Source organism: Nitratireductor kimnyeongensis (genome assembly GCF_019891395.1).
Lineage (GTDB): Bacteria > Pseudomonadota > Alphaproteobacteria > Rhizobiales > Rhizobiaceae > Nitratireductor > Nitratireductor kimnyeongensis.
Map to the genome: position 1 here is coordinate 1,161,072 of NZ_CP078143.1, position 18,581 is coordinate 1,179,652.

19 protein-coding genes and 1 pseudogene are annotated in these 18,581 nt (G+C 60.0%); 12 read left to right on the plus strand and 8 right to left on the minus strand.

Features of this window, described 5'->3' with window-relative positions:
* Positions 1-10: 10 nt before the first annotated feature.
* A complete protein-coding gene (gene ruvA / locus KW403_RS05460) occupies positions 11-631 on the minus strand; it encodes a Holliday junction branch migration protein RuvA (protein WP_223021726.1) in 621 nt (206 codons plus the stop codon).
* Complete coding sequence (gene ruvC, locus KW403_RS05465; protein WP_223021727.1) at positions 628-1,143, minus strand: crossover junction endodeoxyribonuclease RuvC; 516 nt, start codon at positions 1,141-1,143, stop codon at positions 628-630. The genes ruvA and ruvC overlap by 4 nt, the downstream gene beginning before the upstream one ends.
* Positions 1,144-1,189: 46 nt before the next feature.
* On the opposite strand from ruvC, the gene KW403_RS05470 reads away from it, so the two are divergent.
* The gene (locus tag KW403_RS05470; RefSeq protein ID WP_246637904.1) at positions 1,190-2,023 is read left to right on the plus strand and encodes a sulfite exporter TauE/SafE family protein; all 834 of its coding nucleotides are present in this window, start codon (positions 1,190-1,192) and stop codon (positions 2,021-2,023) included.
* Here the strand turns inward: KW403_RS05470 and rcdA are convergent.
* From rcdA to KW403_RS05485, 3 genes are all read right to left on the minus strand, one after another.
* Positions 1,989-2,522, minus strand: coding sequence for a protease adaptor protein RcdA (gene rcdA / locus KW403_RS05475; protein WP_223021728.1), 534 nt, complete (start codon positions 2,520-2,522; stop codon positions 1,989-1,991). The genes KW403_RS05470 and rcdA overlap by 35 nt on opposite strands.
* 343 nt (positions 2,523-2,865) lie before the next feature.
* Entirely contained in the window at positions 2,866-4,518 is a 1,653-nt protein-coding gene (locus KW403_RS05480) for an acyl-CoA synthetase (RefSeq protein ID WP_223021729.1), read from the minus strand.
* 44 nt (positions 4,519-4,562) lie between these two features.
* A complete protein-coding gene (locus KW403_RS05485; RefSeq protein ID WP_223021730.1) occupies positions 4,563-5,336 on the minus strand; it encodes a sulfite exporter TauE/SafE family protein in 774 nt (257 codons plus the stop codon).
* 246 nt (positions 5,337-5,582) lie between these two features.
* On the opposite strand from KW403_RS05485, the gene KW403_RS05490 reads away from it, so the two are divergent.
* From KW403_RS05490 to KW403_RS05530, 9 genes are all read left to right on the plus strand, one after another.
* Positions 5,583-6,230 (plus strand): thiamine phosphate synthase, encoded by a 648-nt coding sequence (locus KW403_RS05490; protein WP_223021731.1) that lies wholly within the window; start codon positions 5,583-5,585, stop codon positions 6,228-6,230.
* Between the two features lies 1 nt (position 6,231).
* Complete coding sequence (locus KW403_RS05495; protein ID WP_223021732.1) at positions 6,232-7,257, plus strand: tetratricopeptide repeat protein; 1,026 nt, start codon at positions 6,232-6,234, stop codon at positions 7,255-7,257.
* 109 nt (positions 7,258-7,366) lie between these two features.
* Positions 7,367-7,930 carry an elongation factor P gene (gene efp / locus KW403_RS05500; RefSeq protein ID WP_223021733.1) on the plus strand — a complete coding sequence of 188 codons (564 nt, stop codon included), beginning with the start codon at positions 7,367-7,369 and terminating at the stop codon, positions 7,928-7,930.
* A 50-nt stretch (positions 7,931-7,980) separates the two neighbouring features.
* A complete protein-coding gene (locus KW403_RS05505) occupies positions 7,981-8,784 on the plus strand; it encodes an inositol monophosphatase family protein (RefSeq protein ID WP_223021734.1) in 804 nt (267 codons plus the stop codon).
* 254 nt (positions 8,785-9,038) lie between these two features.
* Positions 9,039-10,049: a MotA/TolQ/ExbB proton channel family protein gene (locus tag KW403_RS05510; protein ID WP_223021735.1), complete on the plus strand. Its 1,011-nt coding sequence runs from the start codon at positions 9,039-9,041 to the stop codon at positions 10,047-10,049.
* Between the two features lies 1 nt (position 10,050).
* Positions 10,051-11,082 carry a peptidoglycan -binding protein gene (locus KW403_RS05515; RefSeq protein ID WP_223021736.1) on the plus strand — a complete coding sequence of 344 codons (1,032 nt, stop codon included), beginning with the start codon at positions 10,051-10,053 and terminating at the stop codon, positions 11,080-11,082.
* A gap of 53 nt (positions 11,083-11,135) precedes the next feature.
* Positions 11,136-12,620, plus strand: a complete 1,485-nt coding sequence (locus KW403_RS05520; protein WP_223021737.1) for a carboxypeptidase M32 — start codon at positions 11,136-11,138, stop codon at positions 12,618-12,620.
* A gap of 60 nt (positions 12,621-12,680) precedes the next feature.
* On the plus strand, positions 12,681-13,376 hold the full coding sequence (locus KW403_RS05525; RefSeq protein WP_223021738.1) for a GntR family transcriptional regulator: 696 nt from the start codon (positions 12,681-12,683) through the stop codon (positions 13,374-13,376).
* Between the two features lie 80 nt (positions 13,377-13,456).
* On the plus strand, positions 13,457-14,146 hold the full coding sequence (locus KW403_RS05530) for a nitroreductase family protein (protein ID WP_223021739.1): 690 nt from the start codon (positions 13,457-13,459) through the stop codon (positions 14,144-14,146).
* 20 nt (positions 14,147-14,166) lie between these two features.
* Here KW403_RS05530 and KW403_RS05535 read toward each other — a convergent pair whose 3' ends face one another.
* Positions 14,167-15,972 (minus strand): ABC transporter transmembrane domain-containing protein, encoded by a 1,806-nt coding sequence (locus KW403_RS05535; RefSeq protein WP_246637905.1) that lies wholly within the window; start codon positions 15,970-15,972, stop codon positions 14,167-14,169.
* Between the two features lie 205 nt (positions 15,973-16,177).
* Here KW403_RS05535 and rpmE point away from each other — a divergent pair, with 205 nt between their 5' ends.
* Positions 16,178-16,399: a 50S ribosomal protein L31 gene (gene rpmE / locus KW403_RS05540; RefSeq protein WP_223021740.1), complete on the plus strand. Its 222-nt coding sequence runs from the start codon at positions 16,178-16,180 to the stop codon at positions 16,397-16,399.
* Between the two features lie 36 nt (positions 16,400-16,435).
* Here rpmE and KW403_RS05545 read toward each other — a convergent pair.
* Positions 16,436-16,734, minus strand: a pseudogene (locus tag KW403_RS05545) (Rdx family protein).
* 65 nt (positions 16,735-16,799) lie between these two features.
* Positions 16,800-17,549 (minus strand): YebC/PmpR family DNA-binding transcriptional regulator, encoded by a 750-nt coding sequence (locus tag KW403_RS05550; protein WP_223021741.1) that lies wholly within the window; start codon positions 17,547-17,549, stop codon positions 16,800-16,802.
* A gap of 148 nt (positions 17,550-17,697) precedes the next feature.
* Here KW403_RS05550 and KW403_RS05555 point away from each other — a divergent pair, with 148 nt between their 5' ends.
* Entirely contained in the window at positions 17,698-18,504 is an 807-nt protein-coding gene (locus KW403_RS05555; protein WP_223021742.1) for an MBL fold metallo-hydrolase, read from the plus strand.
* Positions 18,505-18,581 lie beyond the last annotated feature (77 nt).

Genomic DNA, 18,581 nt, shown 5'->3' on the forward strand with positions numbered 1-18,581 from the left:
GTGGCCCTGACTACCGCGCCAGTTCCTTCAGGCCAAGCCTGATCAGCGTGCCGGCATCAGCGCCCTCACCCGCCGCCTTCATCGCGGCAGCAACCGCATTCGCCGCCACATCACGCGAATAGCCGAGATTGGACAGGGCCGAGACGGCATCGGCGACCGGAGCAGGTGCTGCCCCCTCACCCAGTTCCTGCTTCAGGCCAATCGTGCCGGTCGCCTCGCCCGCATAGGCAGGCGCCTTGCTCTTCAGTTCAGTCACGATCCGTTCGGCGACCTTCTTGCCCACGCCCGGCGCGCGCGCCACGGTGGCCGCATCCTTGAGCGCAATCGCATTGGCCAGTTCCGAAGCCGAAAGTGTCGAAAGCACCGAAAGCGCCACCTTGGCTCCCACGCCCTGCACATTGTTCTGCAACAGGCGGAACCATTCGCGCTCCAACGCGGTGCGGAAGCCATAGAGCCGGATCATGTCCTCGCGCACATAGGTCTCGATGAACAGCGTAACCGCCGTCCCCTCGCTGTCGAGCGCCGCGAGCGTACGCGCCGGACAATAGGCGACGTATCCGACGCCACCCACATCGATGATGCAGTGGTCTTCGGCGATCTCGTCGATGATGCCCTTCAGTTTACCGATCATTTGAGTGCTTCCATGGCCAGTCGGGAGGTGGCGGATTGCCTGTGATGGGCATGACAGATGGCAATGGCGATCGCATCCGCCGCATCGTCCGTATCGAAGCGCGCCTTCGGCATCAGCACCTTCACCATCATGTGGATCTGTTTCTTGTCGCCATGGCCAACCCCAATCACGGTCTTCTTGACCGCGTTGGGCGCGTATTCGGCCACCGGCAGCCCGGCCCGCGCTGGCACCAGCATGGCAATGCCCCGCGCCTGGCCAAGTTTCAGCGTCGCGGACGCATCCTTGTTGACGAAGGTCGCTTCCACCGCGGCTTCATCTGGTCGGTGGTCGTGCAAAACGGCGTCCAGACCATCATGCAACTGGCACAGTCTGGAGGCCAGATCGGCCTTGCCGTCGGAGGTCACGGTGCCAGCGCCAACAAAGCGCAGGGAATTGCCCTGCGCATCGACGATGGCCCAGCCTGTACGCCGGAGCCCCGGGTCGATGCCAAGAATGCGAATCGGTGTGTTCATGGCACTAACATAGCCGTGGGCAGGCCCATTGCCACGCGCAAGCGACATGCGAGAAGGATCGCCGTTCGCCAAATGCCTTTCCGGAGCTGGACCGCTGCCTGATATCGACCTCAGCCTTGCCCTTCTGACCGCCACCGTGCTGGTGGCCGGCGTGGTGCGTGGGCTGTCGGGTTTTGGCACTGGCCTGATCGTCGCCCCGATCGCCGGAGCACTCTACGATCCTGTCACGGCGGTGGTTCTGCTCGTCATCATCGATTCGCTGCCCACCCTTCCCGTGGCGCTTCCCGTGGTGAAGCTTGCCCGCTGGCGTGAGGTTCTACCGGTGCTCGCGGGACTGGCGCTGTTCGTTCCGCTTGGGGTGTATATACTGAAGAATGGAGACGAAACCGTTCTGCGCTGGATCATCTGCATGATCATTCTGGCCTGCGCGCTTACCCTGCGCAGCGGCTGGCGCTATCATGGCCCGCGAAGCCTGCCTCTCTCCTTTGGCATTGGCGCCATAGCGGGAACCCTGTCAGGCATCGCCGCCATCCCCGGCCCGCCCGTCATCATATACTGGATGGCGTCAACGCTACCGGTCGCGATTGTCCGCGCGAATCTGATGACGCTTTTCCTGATTTCGGAAATCTTCTCGGCTGGGAATTTGTGGGCTGCCGGCCTGTTCGAGCATTCGCGCGTGATGCTGGGGGTGTTGATGATCCCACCCTATATGTTCAGCCTGCTCATCGGTGGAAAACTCTACGGCATCGCCAGCGACACGACCTACCGCCGCATCGCCTTCACGCTCATCATCGCCTCAGCGCTCATCGCATTGCCACTGACCGAGATACTGTTTGGCTGGCTGTTCAGCGATGGCCAAATGCTGTCTTCAACAAGGTGATCTGCTCGTAAACCGGGTTGTTGCTGAAAATATCCGTCCCTTCAGCCCGGACCGGCTCGCCACCATATATCTCTTCATCCATCCGGCGGACCAGATCCTGAAGCCGCATGGAGCGCACGACAAGGCTCTGAAATTTGTCCGGAAGGTCCGACCAGCCCGGCGCCTGTTCCTGCGGTGAGTGCGTGTCGAGGCGCACCTTGGATTTTTCCGCCGCCACCTGCTCACGGGTCATCTCGCCAGAATTGGCAGCCCGCTGCAGAAGAAGCCATGAGGCAAGCTGCATGAGGCGCGTCGTCAACCGCATCGATTCAGCCGCGTAGAGTGTAGCGCCAGCACGCGTTAGATGCTTTGCATCGGCACGCCCATCACCGTCGAGATATTCCGCGGCTTCCTCCACCAGGCTCATTCCCTGATTATAGAGGGGTTTGAACGAATCCGAGAACACGCGCTGCTCGGCCAGCTTGATCGTGGTCGCGCGACCGTTCCCGTTTTCAATCATTGTGCCTACGCCCCACCAGATACAATTGTTCCGGCCACCGCCGGTTAATGCGTTCAATCACAAGTGCGCCTGACTCTCAATGCCGGCACGTCACTCAAGAATGGGCTTGTGCACAGCTGTTGGCAAGTTCTTCCTTAACGAAGGGTTAACAGTGAATTTGGACAAAAAAAGAGCCGCAAAGGCGGCTCTCAGGAGTTTAAACAGGGAGGCGTCAAACAGAATGGCTCTAGCCACTCGGTAAGAATCCAGATCACTGGATACACACAGTAAACACGTGTAATGCTTAATGGTCGGTTAACGCTCGTGCTGTTTCTTGAAACGAATTCCAGCAATCGTCACCGGATCACGGTAGATCTTTGGCCTGTTCCCGCAGACGAAACTTCTGGATTTTCCCCGTGGACGTCTTCGGAATTTCAGAAAAAACGACCGTCCTCGGACACTTGAAATGCGCCAGCAGCGAACGGCAATGCGCGATGATCTCCTCCGCACTCACCGTTCTTCCCGGCTTCAGCTCCACGAAGGCAACAGGCGTTTCGCCCCATTTCTCATCCGCTTTTGCCACCACCCCGCAGGCTGCAACGGATGGATGCTTGTAAAGCGCATCCTCCACCTCGATGGACGAAATATTCTCGCCGCCTGAGATGATGATGTCCTTCGAGCGATCCTTGAGCTGGATATACCCATCCGGATGCATGACCCCCAGATCACCGGAGTGGAACCACCCGCCGGCAAAGGCGTCATCCGTCGCTTGCGGGTTCTTCAGATAGCCCTTCATCACGATGTTGCCGCGAAACATCACCTCGCCGATCGTCTCGCCATCATGCGGGGTTTCGATCATCGTCTCCGGATCCATCACGGTCAGTCCCTCGAGCGCCGCATAGCGTACACCCTGACGTGCTTTGCGCGCCGCCTGCCCGGCCCCGTCAAGTGCGTCCCACGCGCCCTTCCATTCATTCACCACTGCGGGCCCATAGGTTTCCGTCAACCCATAAAGATGGGTCACGGCGAAGCCCGCCTCGGCCATCGCGGAGAGCACGGTCTCGGGCGGTGGCGCCGCGGCGGTGTTGAACGTTACCGTGTGCGAAAAGCCCCGCTTTTCGGTTTCGGGCGCGTTGAGCAACGCCGACATGACCACCGGCGCACCGCAAAGATGCGTGACGCGATGATCGGCGATCGCATCGTACATCTGCTTCGCGCGCACCCATCGCAGACACACATGCGTACCGGCCGTCAGTGCCAGCGTCCACGGAAAGCACCATCCATTGCAGTGGAACATCGGCAGCGTCCACAAATAGACCGAGCCCCGCGCAAGCGCCGCATGCACCGTGTTCGCATAGGCCATCAACGCCGCCCCGCGATGGTGATAGACCACGCCCTTGGGATTGCCGGTTGTACCCGACGTGTAATTCAGCGCAATTGCATCCCACTCGTCGTCCGGCATGGACCAGGCAAAGCCCGCATCCCCCGATGCTACGAACGCCTCGTAATCCAGGCTGCCGATACGCTCCCCCTTGGGATAGGGCGCATCGTCCGGATATTCAGGATCGTCATAATCGATCACCAGCGGCTGGACCTCGGCCAGCGCCAGCGCCTCCTTCATCACCGCGGAGAACTCCCGGTCGACAATCACCACCTTCGTCTCGGCATGATCGAGCTGAAAGGCGATGACGGCCGCATCGAGCCGCGTGTTCAGCGAATGCACCACCGCTTTCGTCATCGGCACGCCGTGATGCGCCTCGAGCATCGGCGGTGTGTTGGAGAGCATCACCGTCACGGTATCGCCCTTACTTATACCATGGCTGGCGAGCGCTGAGGCCAGCCGGAGCGACCGGTCCCAGAAGCGCGCATAGGTTACGCGCGCATTGCCGTGAATGATCGCCACCTCGTCTGGAAAGACCTTCGCGGCGCGCTCCAGAAGCACGAGCGGTGTCAGCGGCTGAAAATTGGCGGGATTCCTGTCGAGATCCCGATCATATGCGTTCCCGGTCACAAACATCCTCCCGCAGTTTTTGACTTATAAAGCATAGGTCCGGGAGGTCGTCACCATCCCATGAGATCAGAAACCCCGTCGTGAATCAGCTTCAGAGAGACGATCAGAACCATCACATACATGAACGGATAAAAGACCGAAGGCTTCATTCGTTTGATCAGCCACACGCCGACAAGCGTGGCCAGCGGCGCAACCGGGATTAGCATCAGCGAGGCCATCAGGTTGGAGCGGTCGAACTGGCCGAGCGCGAAATAGGGAATAAGCTTCACTGCATTGACGATGGCGAAGAACACCACACTCGTCCCCGTGTAGACACGCGGATCCTGCCTCAGCGGCAGAGCATAGACCTGATAAGGCGGACCGCCAGCGTGCGCGACAAAGCTGGTAAAGCCGGCCACCCCACCCCAGAACATGCCGCGCGGCCTGCTTTGCTCCGCAATGTGCACCCGCCCGGCCAGTTTCTCGAAGACCCATCGAAGAAAGAAAGCAAGTGTCACCAGACCGACGATCAGACGCGCATGGGCTTCCGTCACAATGGCCGCCGTCGCCCAGCCAATGGCGATCCCCACGAAGGCTCCAGGCAGCATGATCCACAGCGTCCTGCGGTCCCTATAACCCCGCCACGCCCAAAGTGAGACAATATCCATCACGATCAGGATCGGCAGCAGGATGGCCGCGGCCTGGACCGGCGAGACAACGAGAGACAGCATCGGCACGCCCATCAAAGCCATGGCACCGCCGAGCCCGCCCTTGGAGAGGCCTACAAGGATAACCGCAGGTATCGCTGCAAAGTAGAATGCCGGATCGGAAAGAAGTGAAATCATGAAACGCGTCTGCGCCCCGTTGGTCGGGTCTCCCCCTCATAGCGCCGTTGCTGGGATTTGGCGAGACTTGCAGGGAACGCTTCAATTTTCCTTGTCGTTTACCCCGCTCGTCGTCTATGCCGCAATCAAACCAAATTGACGGGCAAGAAACGGTCCCGACGGGTTCCGCGCGGGCCAGTGCAAAACAATGAGACGGAGCCTTTTCGCCACGCGGGCAAATCACGAAAAGGTTTGAGGAGTTTCTGTATGACCAATCGCTGCCGCCTCGTATTGATCGCACCGCCGCCTGAAACGGCTGCCAATGACGAAGCCCATCTGGAAGCCGCGCTGGCCGCCGGCGATGTTGCTTCGCTCATCATACCCGATTACGGACAAGACGAGGTCAGCTTTCAGGCACGGGCCGAGCGCCTGACCCCGCTCGCTCAGTCGCGCAATGTTGCCGTCATGATTGCGGGAGCTCCCCGCATCGCTGCCCGCGTGAAGGCAGATGGTATACACTTCGAGGGCTCGCTCGAGGATCTTGCCGAAATCGTCGAGAAATATCAGGATCGCATGATGATCGGTGCCGGTGGTGTCAAAACCCGCGACGATGCCCTCCAATATGGAGAGCTGCAGCCGGACTATATGTTTTTTGGGCGATTTGGTTACGATAACAAGCCTGAACCGCACCCTCGCAATCTCGCGCTTGGCACCTGGTGGTCAGAGATGATCCAGATCCCGTGCATCGTGATGGCTGGCAACACCGTCGCCTCCGTCGAGCCCGTTGCGGTAAGCGGCGCGGACTTCACCGCGCTCTGCGCTGCCGTGTTTGCTGATGACACCGATCCGGCGGCAGCAGTCTCCGAGGCCAACTCCCTCCTCGACAAGGCAACACGACAGGCTGAGGAAACCTGACATGCGCGGACGGATCCTTGCTGCTTCACTTCTCGCAGCCACGCTGTGCGGTCTCCCTGGAACCGCCGTCTCTGCCGGCAACACCGACGGAGATAGGACGGGATCCGAAGCGCTACAGACCAGTGATCGTTTGCAGCCGCCCGGCGACCGTCCCCTTTCTGCCCCCACCGTCGATCAGGTCGACCCTGATCGGTTCGGCAAGCTGCCCGACGCAGCGTATGGCGCGTTCCAACGCGGCTACTATATCACCGCCCACAACTTGGCCCTCCCTCGCGCGGAGGCCGGCGATGCTGCAGCACAGACACTGGTCGCGGAAATCTACGCGCGTGGCCTTGGCATGCCCCGCGACGCGAAGAAGGCGGCGGAATGGTATTCGAAAGCGGCTCAGCAGGGTGTCCCCGAGGCGCAGTTCCAGTATGCTTTGATGCTGCTCGATGGGACTTTCGTCGAGAAAGACGTCGATCGCGCATTCGAACTCATGCAGATCGCAGCCGACAAGGGCAATCGGCTTGCCCAATTTAACCTCGCGCAACTCATCCTTGACCGTCAGTCAAGTTTCGAGAGCCAACAGCGGGCGGTGAGCTATTACGAAAAAGCCGCCAACGCCGGTTTGGCGGATGCCCAATATGCCATGGCTCAGGTTTACGCCAACGGCTTTGGCGGCCGGCAGACCGATGATAAGCTCGCAAGGAACTGGCTGGAGAAGTCGGCAATACAGAACTTTGATACCGCACAACTGGACCTTGGCACATGGCTCGTGGAGGGTAGAGGCGGCCCCCGCAACATGGAGGCCGGGTTCAGCTGGTTGAAGCGAGCGGCCGAGGGTGGAAATGTCGCGGCACAAAACCGGCTCGCCAAGCTATACCGTGCCGGCGTGGGGATTGAGGCAAACACGATTGAGGGGGCTGCCTGGTATGTCTCTGCTCGCCGGGCGGGTCTGATTGACCCGGAGAACGAGGATTTCCTGGCCGGTCTCACGCCTGAGGAAATGAAAGAGGCAATCCAGCGCGCAAACCGCCTGCGCTGAGATTTTCCTTGGCCGCATGTGGCCCGCCGCTTGCCTTGACCCGCATTTTATGGTCTTGGAAGCGCCGAATTGCGCGAGACTGCGCGCTTGAGACCCGCAGGACGATCACATGAAAATCAACGGCAACGAAATCCGCCCCGGTAACGTCATTGAGCACAATGGCGGCCTTTGGGTCGCTGTAAAAACCAACGCTGTGAAACCCGGCAAGGGCGGCGCGTACAACCAGGTCGAACTGAAGAACCTGATCGACGGCACCAAACTCAACGAGCGCTTCCGCGCCGCTGAGACTGTGGAACGTGTTCGTCTCGAGCAGAAGGATTTCAGCTTCCTCTATGAGCAGGAAGACGCGCTGGTGTTCATGGATTCCGAAACCTATGAGCAGCTCGAATTGCAGAAGGATTTCGTCGGCGATCGCGCTGCGTTCCTGCAGGACGGCATGACCGTCACGGTCGAACTCTACGAGGAAATGCCGATCGGCATTTCCCTTCCCGATCAGGTCACGCTTACCATCGCAGAGGCCGATCCCGTGGTGAAGGGTCAGACAGCGGCCTCTTCCTATAAGCCCGCCGTTCTGGAAAATGGCGTACGCGTCATGGTCCCGCCCTTTATCGAGGCCGGCGAGAAGATCGTGGTCGACACCAACGAACTCACCTATCTGCGCCGCGGCGAATAATTCCGCCCGGCCAGCTTACCGAAACTTCAAGTCACAAAGGCTCTTTACCCATGGCCCGTTCGGCGATCATCAATGTCATGGTTCAGGCTGCCATGAAGGCAGGCCGCTCCCTCGCACGCGATTTCGGCGAGGTGCAGAACCTGCAGGTTTCGCTGAAAGGCCCCGGTGACTATGTGAGTCAGGCCGACCGCAAGGCTGAGGAAATCATCCATTCGGAGCTGTCGCGTGCCCGCCCGGGCTATTCCTTCCTCATGGAGGAGAGTGGCACAGTGGAGGGCGACGACCCTCAGCACCGCTGGATTGTCGACCCGCTCGACGGCACCACGAACTTCCTGCATGGCATCCCGATCTTCTCGATCTCGATTGCGCTTGAGCGTCAGGGACAGATTGTCGCCGGCGTCATCTACAACCCGGCCATGGATGAACTTTACACCGCCGAGCGCGGTGGCGGCGCCTTTCTCAACGACCGACGCCTGCGCGTTGCAGCACGCAACCGGCTTTCCGACGCGGTCGTCGGCACCGGCATCCCGCATCTGGGTCGCGGCCACCATGGCACGGCCCTTCTCGACCTGCGCAATGTCATGGGAGAAACGGCGGGTATCCGCCGGCTGGGATCGGCTGCGCTTGATCTCGCCTATGTGGCGGCAGGGCGCATGGACGGGTTTTGGGAAGAATGGCTCTCCCCCTGGGACACGGCGGCTGGCATCATTCTTGTGCGGGAGGCAGGCGGTTTTGTTACCGACAAGAACGGCCGCGACAAGATGTTCGACACCGGCCAGATCGTCGCCGGCAACGAAGCCATTCATCGCGCTCTGCTGAAAACGCTCGCCAAACCGGCCCCTCAAAAATCCTGACGCGCACTGGCGCTGATATCCGCACCCCTCTAACGATGAGCACGTCAAGGGGCGAAAGACAGAATCTGCCTGCACGATAAGCAGCTTCAAAGAGGCGATCTCCCCAGCTTCGGGAGAGCTATCGCAACATAAAAGCTGATGCGTCCATGACAACACGCTGTATGCGGCTTTCAATTTCGTCATAATTTCGATTAGAATCCCGCGCGATACAGGAATCATCACTGGTTCCGCATCGCAATGGATACGAGGAGCTGATGGCCTTGCTGAAATCGCGTGAGGACGCCGAACCATCCGTTGGGCTTGATTACGACCCGCACACACTGTCGAGCCCGCAGGTCTTCCTCTATTCGATGCTGGTTTTTCTCGCGATAGCAGGCTTCGTTGCCGCCATCCTTTACCGGCAGATCGCTTCCGCCTTTCAAACGAACCCCGGATTGAACGGCCTGATTCTCGGTGTTCTTCTGATAGGCATTCTGCTTGCCTTCATGCAGGTGACGCGCCTTTTCCGGGAAGTTCGGTGGGTGAATTCTTTCCGGGCCGGTTCGGACGCCTCGGATCCCGTCCTTCTGGCACCCATGAAAGCGCTTTTGAGCCGTGCATCCACCATGGCGTTGTCCACCAGCTCCATGCGTTCGATTCTCGATTCAATCGCGACCCGCCTTGATGAAAGCCGGGACATCTCGCGATATCTCATTGGACTCCTCGTCTTTCTTGGCCTGCTCGGCACGTTCTGGGGACTGCTACAGACCATCGGCTCCATTGGTGACACGATCCAGTCGCTTGACCCCGCCTCAGGCAATGCCAACGACGTTCTGGACGCTCTGAAATCAGGGCTGTCGGCTCCGTTGGAAGGGATGGGGACCGCGTTTTCCTCTTCCCTTTTCGGTCTCTCCGGATCATTGATCCTCGGCTTTCTCGACCTGCAGGCGGGCCGGGCCCAGAATCGGTTCTACACCGAGCTCGAAAACTGGCTCTCCTCCGTCACAGACCTGAGCTCCGACATGTCTGAAGGTCGCAACGGCGCATCGGAAGAGATGCAACAGCTGGCCGACAAGCTGCGTGCTGCTCAGGAGGAAGGCACCTCTAATCCGCGCCTGACCGCCTCCATGGCCAATCTCGCCGAGGGCATATCCGGCCTTGTCAAGAACATGCGCCAGGAGCAGCAGATGATGCGTGATTGGGTGGAGGCCCAGGCTGACGAACAGAAGGCCATGCGAGCCACCTTGGAAAAACTGTCCACAGCACTGAAAAAGCGGGATAGCTAACATGGCGCTCGCCCGCGCACGCCGCACCGACCGCCGCGTCGACTACTGGCCCGGTTTCGTGGATGCGATGGCGACGCTTTTGCTTGCCATCATGTTCCTGCTCTCGGTTTTCGTTCTCGCGCAGTATTTTCTCAGTCAGGAAATTACAGGCAAGGATGCCGTTCTAGACCGGCTGAACACGCAGATAAACGAGCTGACGCAGCTTCTCGCTCTCGAGCAGGCCAACAGCCAGGACGCCGAAGACACCATTGCCAGCCTGCGCGCATCGCTCGAAGACATCCGCGCCGATCGCTCCAGACTGGAACAGATTCTGGCAAGTGGCAGCGGACAGAGTGAACAGGCTCAGGCACGGATCGGAGAGCTTTCAGGTGCTCTCGATGAAGAACGGCAGGTAAGCCAGCGTGCGCTTTCGCAGGTGGAGTTGCTGAACCAGCAGATCTCCGCACTGCGCAAACAGATTGGCGCGCTGGAAGCAGCCCTTGAGGTCTCGGAAGAGCGAGATCGCGAATCCCGCACCAAGATCGCAGATCTCGGCCGCCGCCTCAACGTTGCGCTGGCACAGCGCGTTCAGGAGTTGAACCGCTATCGCTCCGACTTCTTCGGCCGCCTGCGCGAAATTCTCTCCGACCGCGAAAACATCCGCATCGTCGGCGACCGTTTCGTGTTCCAGTCGGAAGTTCTCTTCCCTTCTGGCGCAACGGAAATCAACCCGAACGGCCAGACGGAAATGCAGAAGCTCGCAGACGCCATCCTCGAGCTGCAGAAAGAGATCCCGCCAGAAATCAACTGGGTGCTGCGCGTCGATGGCCACACCGATGATGTGCCCCTTTCCGGTACTGGTCGCTTCCGTGACAACTGGGAACTTTCCACGGCCCGCGCTACCGCCGTAGTGAAATTCCTGATCGAGAACGGCGTGCCTGCCAACCGGCTCGTGGCCGCCGGCTTCGGCGAGTATCAACCGCTCGACACCGAAGACACCGCCGAAGCCCGCGCCCGCAATCGCCGCATCGAGCTGAAGCTTACCGAACGTTGATCATCTCCAGTGTGGAGCCCCGTGCTCTTTTTTCCACGCGTATGAGGAATTCCATGTCCTTTCAGAAACTCGATGACCTTGGCCACAAGCTGGAGGCGCTCAGTCATGCGCTGTCGATCCTTGGAGCCGATGAGGCAACGCATATGGCGCCGGGTGGCGGCGAGGCGCGCGCCGAGGCCATGTCCACTCTTGCCGGCATGGCCCATCGTCAGGCTACGGCACCGGAAATCGCCGACTGGATCGAAGCGGCAGAGCAGGAAGATCTGAACGCCGATCAGAAAACGGCAGTCGCGGAGTTCCGTCGCCACTACATCAATCTCACCTGCCTGCCGTCCGACTTCGTCGAACGCCAGACCCGCACCCGGATGCGCTGCGAACAGCTTTGGCGCGAGGCCCGACCAAAGGGCGATTGGGCCGGTTTCCTGCCAGCGCTGGAAGGTGTGATCGAGATGGCGAGGGAGGAGGCAGAGCGGCGTTCCGACGTGCTCGGCCTTGCGCCTTATGACGCGTTGATGGAGCAGTTCGACCCGGGCAACAGAACGGCGGAAATTGCTCCTGTTTTCGAGAATTTGAAGGCATTTCTGGTCGATTTCGTCCCAAACGCCCTGGAAATTCAGAAAAAGAAACGAGCGAAAAATCCGCTTCGCCCGCTGGCTGGAAACTACCCGGTCGAGCGTCAGCGCGAACTTGGCCTGGCGATGATGGCGGCGGTCGGTTTCGACCTGACACGCGGGAGCCTCTCCGTCTCACATCACCCGTTTTGTGGCGGCGTGCCAACCGATGTGCGCATCACGACACGCTATCGCACCGACGAATTCCTGTCTTCGCTGATGGGCATCCTCCATGAAACCGGCCACGCGCTCTATGAGCAGAACCTGCCGTCCGAATGGGCGCATTGGCCGGTTGGCAAGGCAAGGGGCATGGCCATTCACGAAAGCCAGAGCCTGTTTGTCGAAAAGCAGATCGGCAGAAACCCGGCTTTCTGGGAATGGGCATTGCCGGTGGTGGAGAAGCATCTCGGGGAGACATGGTCGACAGACGAAATCCTCGCCCATGTGCATCATGTCGAGCGCGGGCTGATCCGCGTCGACGCGGACGAAGTGACCTATCCGCTCCATGTGATCCTGCGCTTCGAGCTGGAGCAGGATCTGATTTCCGGCAAACTCGAAGCCCGCGACCTGCCGGAAGCCTGGGACGCGAAGATGAAAGCCTATCTTGGCCTTTCCACCATCAACACGCCGCAGGATGGACCCATGCAGGATGTGCACTGGCCTTCCGCAGCCTTCGGCTATTTCCCCTCCTACACGCTCGGCGCGATGATCGCTGCACAGCAATGGGCGGCAATCGAGAAGGAGATCCCGGATGTGAACGAGCAGTTTGCACACGGGCAATTCGAAGCGGTGAACGCATGGCGGCACGAGAAGGTCTGGTCGCAGGCCTCGCGGCTCTCAACACCGGATCTGATCGAACAGGCGACCGGCGAGCCGCTCAACGCGGCGCATTTCACAAGACATCTGGAAGAACGCTACGGCGAATAGGCTGCGCCAACCAGACAGGAAGGCTTGTCAGAGCGCCGGCGTCGGCACACTCTCGCCAGCATGGAAGATACCGATTCCCGATCCACTGTGGAGACAGTGGCCGACGCTCTGACCGAAGCCGTTCGTACCGGGCGCCTCGTGCCCGGACAAAGGTTGACCGAAAGCGAGTTTACCAACCGGCTCGGCGTGTCCCGCTCCTCCGTGCGTGAAGCCTTCCGCCGGCTGACAGCCGATGGTCTCCTCGCGGCGGAGCCGCATCGCGGCGTGATGGTTCGCCAGCTATCGCGCGTGGAGGTGGACAATCTTTTCCAGGTGCGCGGGGCTCTGGAAGCGCTTGCGGTCACCCTCGCCCTGCCCGCGCTTCATCAGGCCCCATCCACCCTTGTCGCCTTGCAGCGTGATCTGGACGCCGCCGTGGAACAAGGCGACATGAATCGGTTTTCGAAACTCAACGGCCAGTTTCACCGGCTCTTTCGCGAGACTGCAGAAAACCCCCTCCTCAGCGACACGCTCACGCGACTGTCCAATTCGCTCTATTGGCTGCAGTTTCGTGTTTTGGTTGACCACAGCCACGTGTTCGACACCAACCAGCAGCACCGGGAAGTGACGGAATGCGTCGTTGCCAACGATGAAGACGGAGCGCGGGACGCGATGCTCCGCCATATCGAGAACGCGAGAAAGCTCATTCAATCGCTGCCTGACGATCATTTTGCGCCACCGAAACAGCACATTGGCAAGAATGCATCGACGGCGTGAGCCACGTCGATGCTTGACGTCGAGGCTCGCCTGAACGATTGTCCGACAATCCTATCGGACAAAATGGAGGAGCCGTCCGCATGAGCACCAAGTCCACTCAAGAATACCGCCCTGTTCCGCTTCCCGATTACAGGGAGTATCCGGTGGAGGAAATGCGGGCGCGGGCGCGAGCCTTCTATGATGAGATCCGCACCCGGCACACGGTGCGCGACTTCTCAAGCCGCCCGGTGCCGCGCGACATAATCGAGACCTGCATCAAGGCGGCGGGAACCGCACCAAACGGTGCAAACCACCAACCCTGGCATTTCGCAGCCATCGGTGACCCTGCGGTGAAAAAACAGATCCGCGAGGCGGCTGAAATCGAGGAGAAAGCGTTTTACGAAGGCCGTGCGGGCGAAGAATGGCTGCAGGCGCTGGGACCGCTGGGTACCGATGCGAGCAAGCCGTTCCTGGAGGAGGCTCCGTGGCTGATCTGCGTGTTCGGCGAGCGCCGCAGCCGTTCTGCCGACGGCGTGAAACGCAAGAATTACTATGTGCCCGAATCGGTGAGCATCGCCACTGGTTTTCTGATTGCTGCCCTACACAGAGCGGGGCTTGCCACGCTGACCCACACACCCAACCCGATGAGCTTTCTCAACGAACTGTGCAGCCGGGACCCGCACGACAAGCCATATATTTTGATGGTTGTTGGCTATCCCAAAGAGGATGCCACCATTCCCCAGCATGCGATGGAGAAAAAGCCTTTGGAAGAAATCGCGACGTTTATTTGAGGCGGGAGTTCAGCCTCAACTCATTCTGCCGCCTCGCCGGGGGCATCGAACTGAAGGCTTGCTAGGTTCGCATAGACACCGCCTGCCGCAACAAGCTCGGTGTGCGTGCCTTCTTCGACGACACGCCCCTCATCGAGGACGAGAATGCGGTCGGCCTTGAGAACCGTTGAAAGCCGGTGCGCGATAATGAGCGTGGTGCGCCCCTGCATCAAATGATCCAGCGCCTGTTGCACCAGCGTCTCGCTTTGCGAATCCAGTGCCGAGGTGGCTTCGTCGAGAAGCAGGATCGGTGCATCGCGCAGTATGGCCCGCGCAATGGCCATGCGCTGACGCTGACCGCCGGACAGGGTGACACCGCGCTCACCCACCTGCGTATCGTACCCCTCCGACAGATCTCTGATGAAATCATGCGCGAGTGCAGCACGGGCTGCAGCCTCGATCTCCGCTCGGCGCGCATCGGGACGGCCAAAGGCAATGTTCTCCGCAGCGCTGGCAGCGAAAATGGTGACGTCCTGCGGAACGATGGCCATGCGTCCCCGCAGAGCCAGCGGGTCCACCTGCCGGGTATCGACGCCATCGACAAGCACCCTTCCCCCATTGGGGTCGTAATAGCGCAACAGCAGTGAGAAGATTGTGGTTTTGCCCGCACCCGACGGCCCGACAATCGCGACCGTCTCACCCGGATTCACATTGAAACTCAAGCCATGAAGGGCAGACCGCCCCGGCCGCGTGGGATAGGCGAAGGAAACACTCTCGAACGCCACCTCCCCACGTGCCGGCTGAGGCAGAAGCACCGGCTCGGCCGGCGCCGTGATGCCCGGCTCTTCGGCCAGCAGTTCGCTCATGCGCTCGGCGGCACCCGCGGCCTGCGAAAGCTCTCCCCAGACTTCCGAAAGGGCGCCCAGGGCTCCTGCCGCCAGAACCGAATAGAGCAGGAACTGCCCGAGCGTTCCCGGCGTCATGGCACCCGAAAGAACGTCGCGCGATCCGAACCACAAGACTGCCACAACCGAGCTGAAGGTCATGAAGATGGCAAAGAATGTCAGAAATGAGCGCGCGAAGATGGAGGAACGTGCCGCCGCAAATGCCGTTTCAATGGCATCGGAAAATCTGCCTCGTGCAGTCGCTTCACCGGTGAAGGCCTGGAGCGTGCGCATCGCTCCGATCTGTTCGCCTGCATAGGCGGTGGCGTCGGCCAGCGTGTCTTGCGCAAATCGGGACCGGCGACGGACGGAACGGCCAAAAGCCACGAGCGGCAAAACGATGATCGGGATTGCTGCCACCACAAGGAGCGAAAGTCGCGGGCTGGTGACCACCATCATGCAGACCGCGCCCAGCCCCATAATGACATTGCGCAACGCCTGGGAGATCGTGGCACCCACTGCAGACTTGACCTGCGTCGCGTCGGCCGAAATGCGAGACACGATTTCGCCGGACTGAACCGTGTCAAAAAAGCCGGGAGAAAGCCGCGTAACATGATCGAACACGTCACGCCGGAGGTCACTGACGACACGTTCACCCAGTGTGATAACAAAGAAATAACGGCCGGCAGAGGCGACGGCCAATACGGCTGCCACGACAATCAGCATTGAGAAATAATTGGCGATAAAGATCGAGTCCGATGCGGAGAATCCGTGATCGATCATGCGGCGCACCGCAAGCGGCAGCGTTAATGTTGCGATCGCCGCGATCACCAGGAAAAATGCGGCGCAGGCTGCGAGAACACGATAGCGTCCGACATAGGGCAGGAGGCGCCGAAGTGGCCTGAGAGTCCGCCGCTTCTCTGCCTGCTGTCTCTCCTGAGACGCCATTTGTCCACGCGCCATCACTCATCCCTTTTTCACACCATTCCGGCGAACGGCAATTTGTACGCCGCTCAACTCTTGTCTTGTCGCCGGACCTGATGTATAGGCTCGCCAACCAATTCCGAAGCCGTAGCCTTCCTTGGCCGCGGCTTCAAGTTTTCAGGATGGGTGCAATTGCCGCAAGTGCGGTCTTGTTTGTTACCCCGACCAAATTCAGGACAAGCCGATGAAAGCCGAAATTCATCCCGACTATCACACGATCAAGGTCGTCATGACGGACGGCACCGAGTATGAGACCCGCTCCACCTGGGGCAAAGAGGGCGACACGCTCCAGCTCGACATCGACCCGTCCACGCACCCGGCATGGACCGGCGGTCAGCAGTCGCTGATGGACCGCGGCGGCCGCGTGTCGAAGTTCAAGCAGCGTTACCAGGGCCTGGGCATCTAAGCCGCCCCATCGCAGCAGACATTGCAAAAACCCGCCTCACAAGGGCGGGTTTTTTATTGCCGTCCTGTCGATGTGTCCAAGGTCACGCTCCGGGTCGATCACATCACGCACGCGCTGTTTGAGCGTCTTGGCGTCCGGAAAGCCTCCATCATGCTTGCGCTCCCAGATGAGGAGCCGTTGCAGGTGACCTCGAAAATGCCTCCCGTGCCCGGCCTCAGCGCCACTTCGGCAAGCTCTGTGGAAATGGTGGAGAGAAGCTCCTGCGCGAGCCACGCCGACCGCAGGAGCCACTGGCATTGGGTGCAGTAGGTAATTGCGACGCGATGCTCTTTCATACCACGCCATCCTTCATCGATCGCCAGCGGATTCTGCCGGACACCCATGACCGGCAGAAAAACAATCAGGCCGCGCTGAGTTTTGCCAGCGTTTCGTCATCGACCTCGAAATTGGCATAAACGTTCTGCACGTCATCGTCGTCTTCGAGGGTGGCAACCAGTTTGAGGATCGACTGCGCACGCTCTTCGTCGACAGGTGTGCCAGTCTGCGGCCGCCAGATGGCCTTGACGGACTCAGCCTCACCCAATGCCTCTTCCAGCGCTGAGGTAACATCACCAATGTCCTCGAAGGCACACGTGATGACATGGCCATTCTCGTCCGACTGGACGTCTTCGGCGCCCGCTTCGATGGCCGCTTCCATCACCGTATCGGCATCGCCCTTGTCGGCGGGGTAGATGATTTCGCCGACACGGTCGAACATGAATGACACAGAGCCGGTTTCGCCCATGGAGCCGCCGGCCTTGGTGAAGGCAGCGCGAATGTTGGAGGCAGAACGATTGCGGTTATCGGTCAGCGCCTCCACGATGATGGCCACGCCGCCCGGGCCATAGCCTTCGTAGCGCACCTCATCATAGTTCTCCGCATCACCGCCCGCCGCCTTCTTGATGGCGCGCTCGATATTGTCCTTCGGCATGGACTGGGCCTTGGCGTTCTGGATGGCCAGGCGCAGGCGCGGGTTCATCCCCGGGTCGGGCAGTCCCATCTTGGCAGCAACCGTGATTTCGCGCGCCAGTTTGGAAAACATCTTCGAGCGAACGGCATCCTGCCGGCCCTTGCGGTGCATGATGTTCTTGAATTGGGAATGACCGGCCATGGGGCTCCTTCTCACGGTCTTTTGAATGCAACGAAATAACGCCGCCTTATAGTGAAAATGCCGGCCAACGTCCAGAAGCGCGGGTCGTCAACATGGCGCGAAGCCGCGCTTTGTCGTAAAAACTGGCCGTCCAAAACGGGAGATGCCGATGAACGCCTTCCGACTGATCGCAGCCTTACCAACCATTTTGCTGCTGCCGTTTGCCGCGGCGCAGGCGCAAACAGAACGACCAAGCACATGCCTGGCCATGGCTCAGACGTCGCCCAGGGTGATCTACACCTCACTTGCTCTGACAACAGCGGCAAGCGCCGAGGCAGTCGATATCACCTATGCGGGCCACTCCACCTACATCATAGAGACACCTGCTGGTGTCACCATCGCTACCGACTTTTCGGGCGCCTATGGGGCCAGTCCCACACCCCGGGTGGTCACGATGAACAAGGCGCACAGCACCCATTTCACCCGAAATCCCGACCCGGCAATCGAACATGTCTTGCCTGGCTGGAACCCGGAAGGCGGACCGGCGCGTCACGCGCTGCTTGTCGATGATGTCTATATCCGCAATGTGACGACCGACATCCACCGCTATGGCGCGATGGAGCCGGATGCCAATTCGATCTTCATTTTCGAGGTGGCAGGTTTGTGCGTCGGCCATCTCGGCCATCTGCACCACCGGCTCGACGACAGCGACTATGCGGCCATCGGTAGGCTCGATGTGGTCATGGTGCCCGTGGATGGCGGGCTGACGCTCTCGCTTGACGGTATGAGCGAAATCGCACGCAGGCTTTCCTCATCGGTCATCCTGCCCATGCATCGCCATTCCACACCGCTCAGCGCTTTTACAAGCCGGATGGGCGGTGGTTTCGAGCTCGATTTCCGTGAAGGACGGACGATCACCGTGGCGCTTGACAATCTGCCACGGCGACCGACCATCGTCATCCTGGACGGCGTTTAGCCTTACCTGGAGCGTGTCCGCTCTTCATTGAATTGCAGACACTCTCCATGTTGTTTTTTTTCGCAATTCCGGACGGA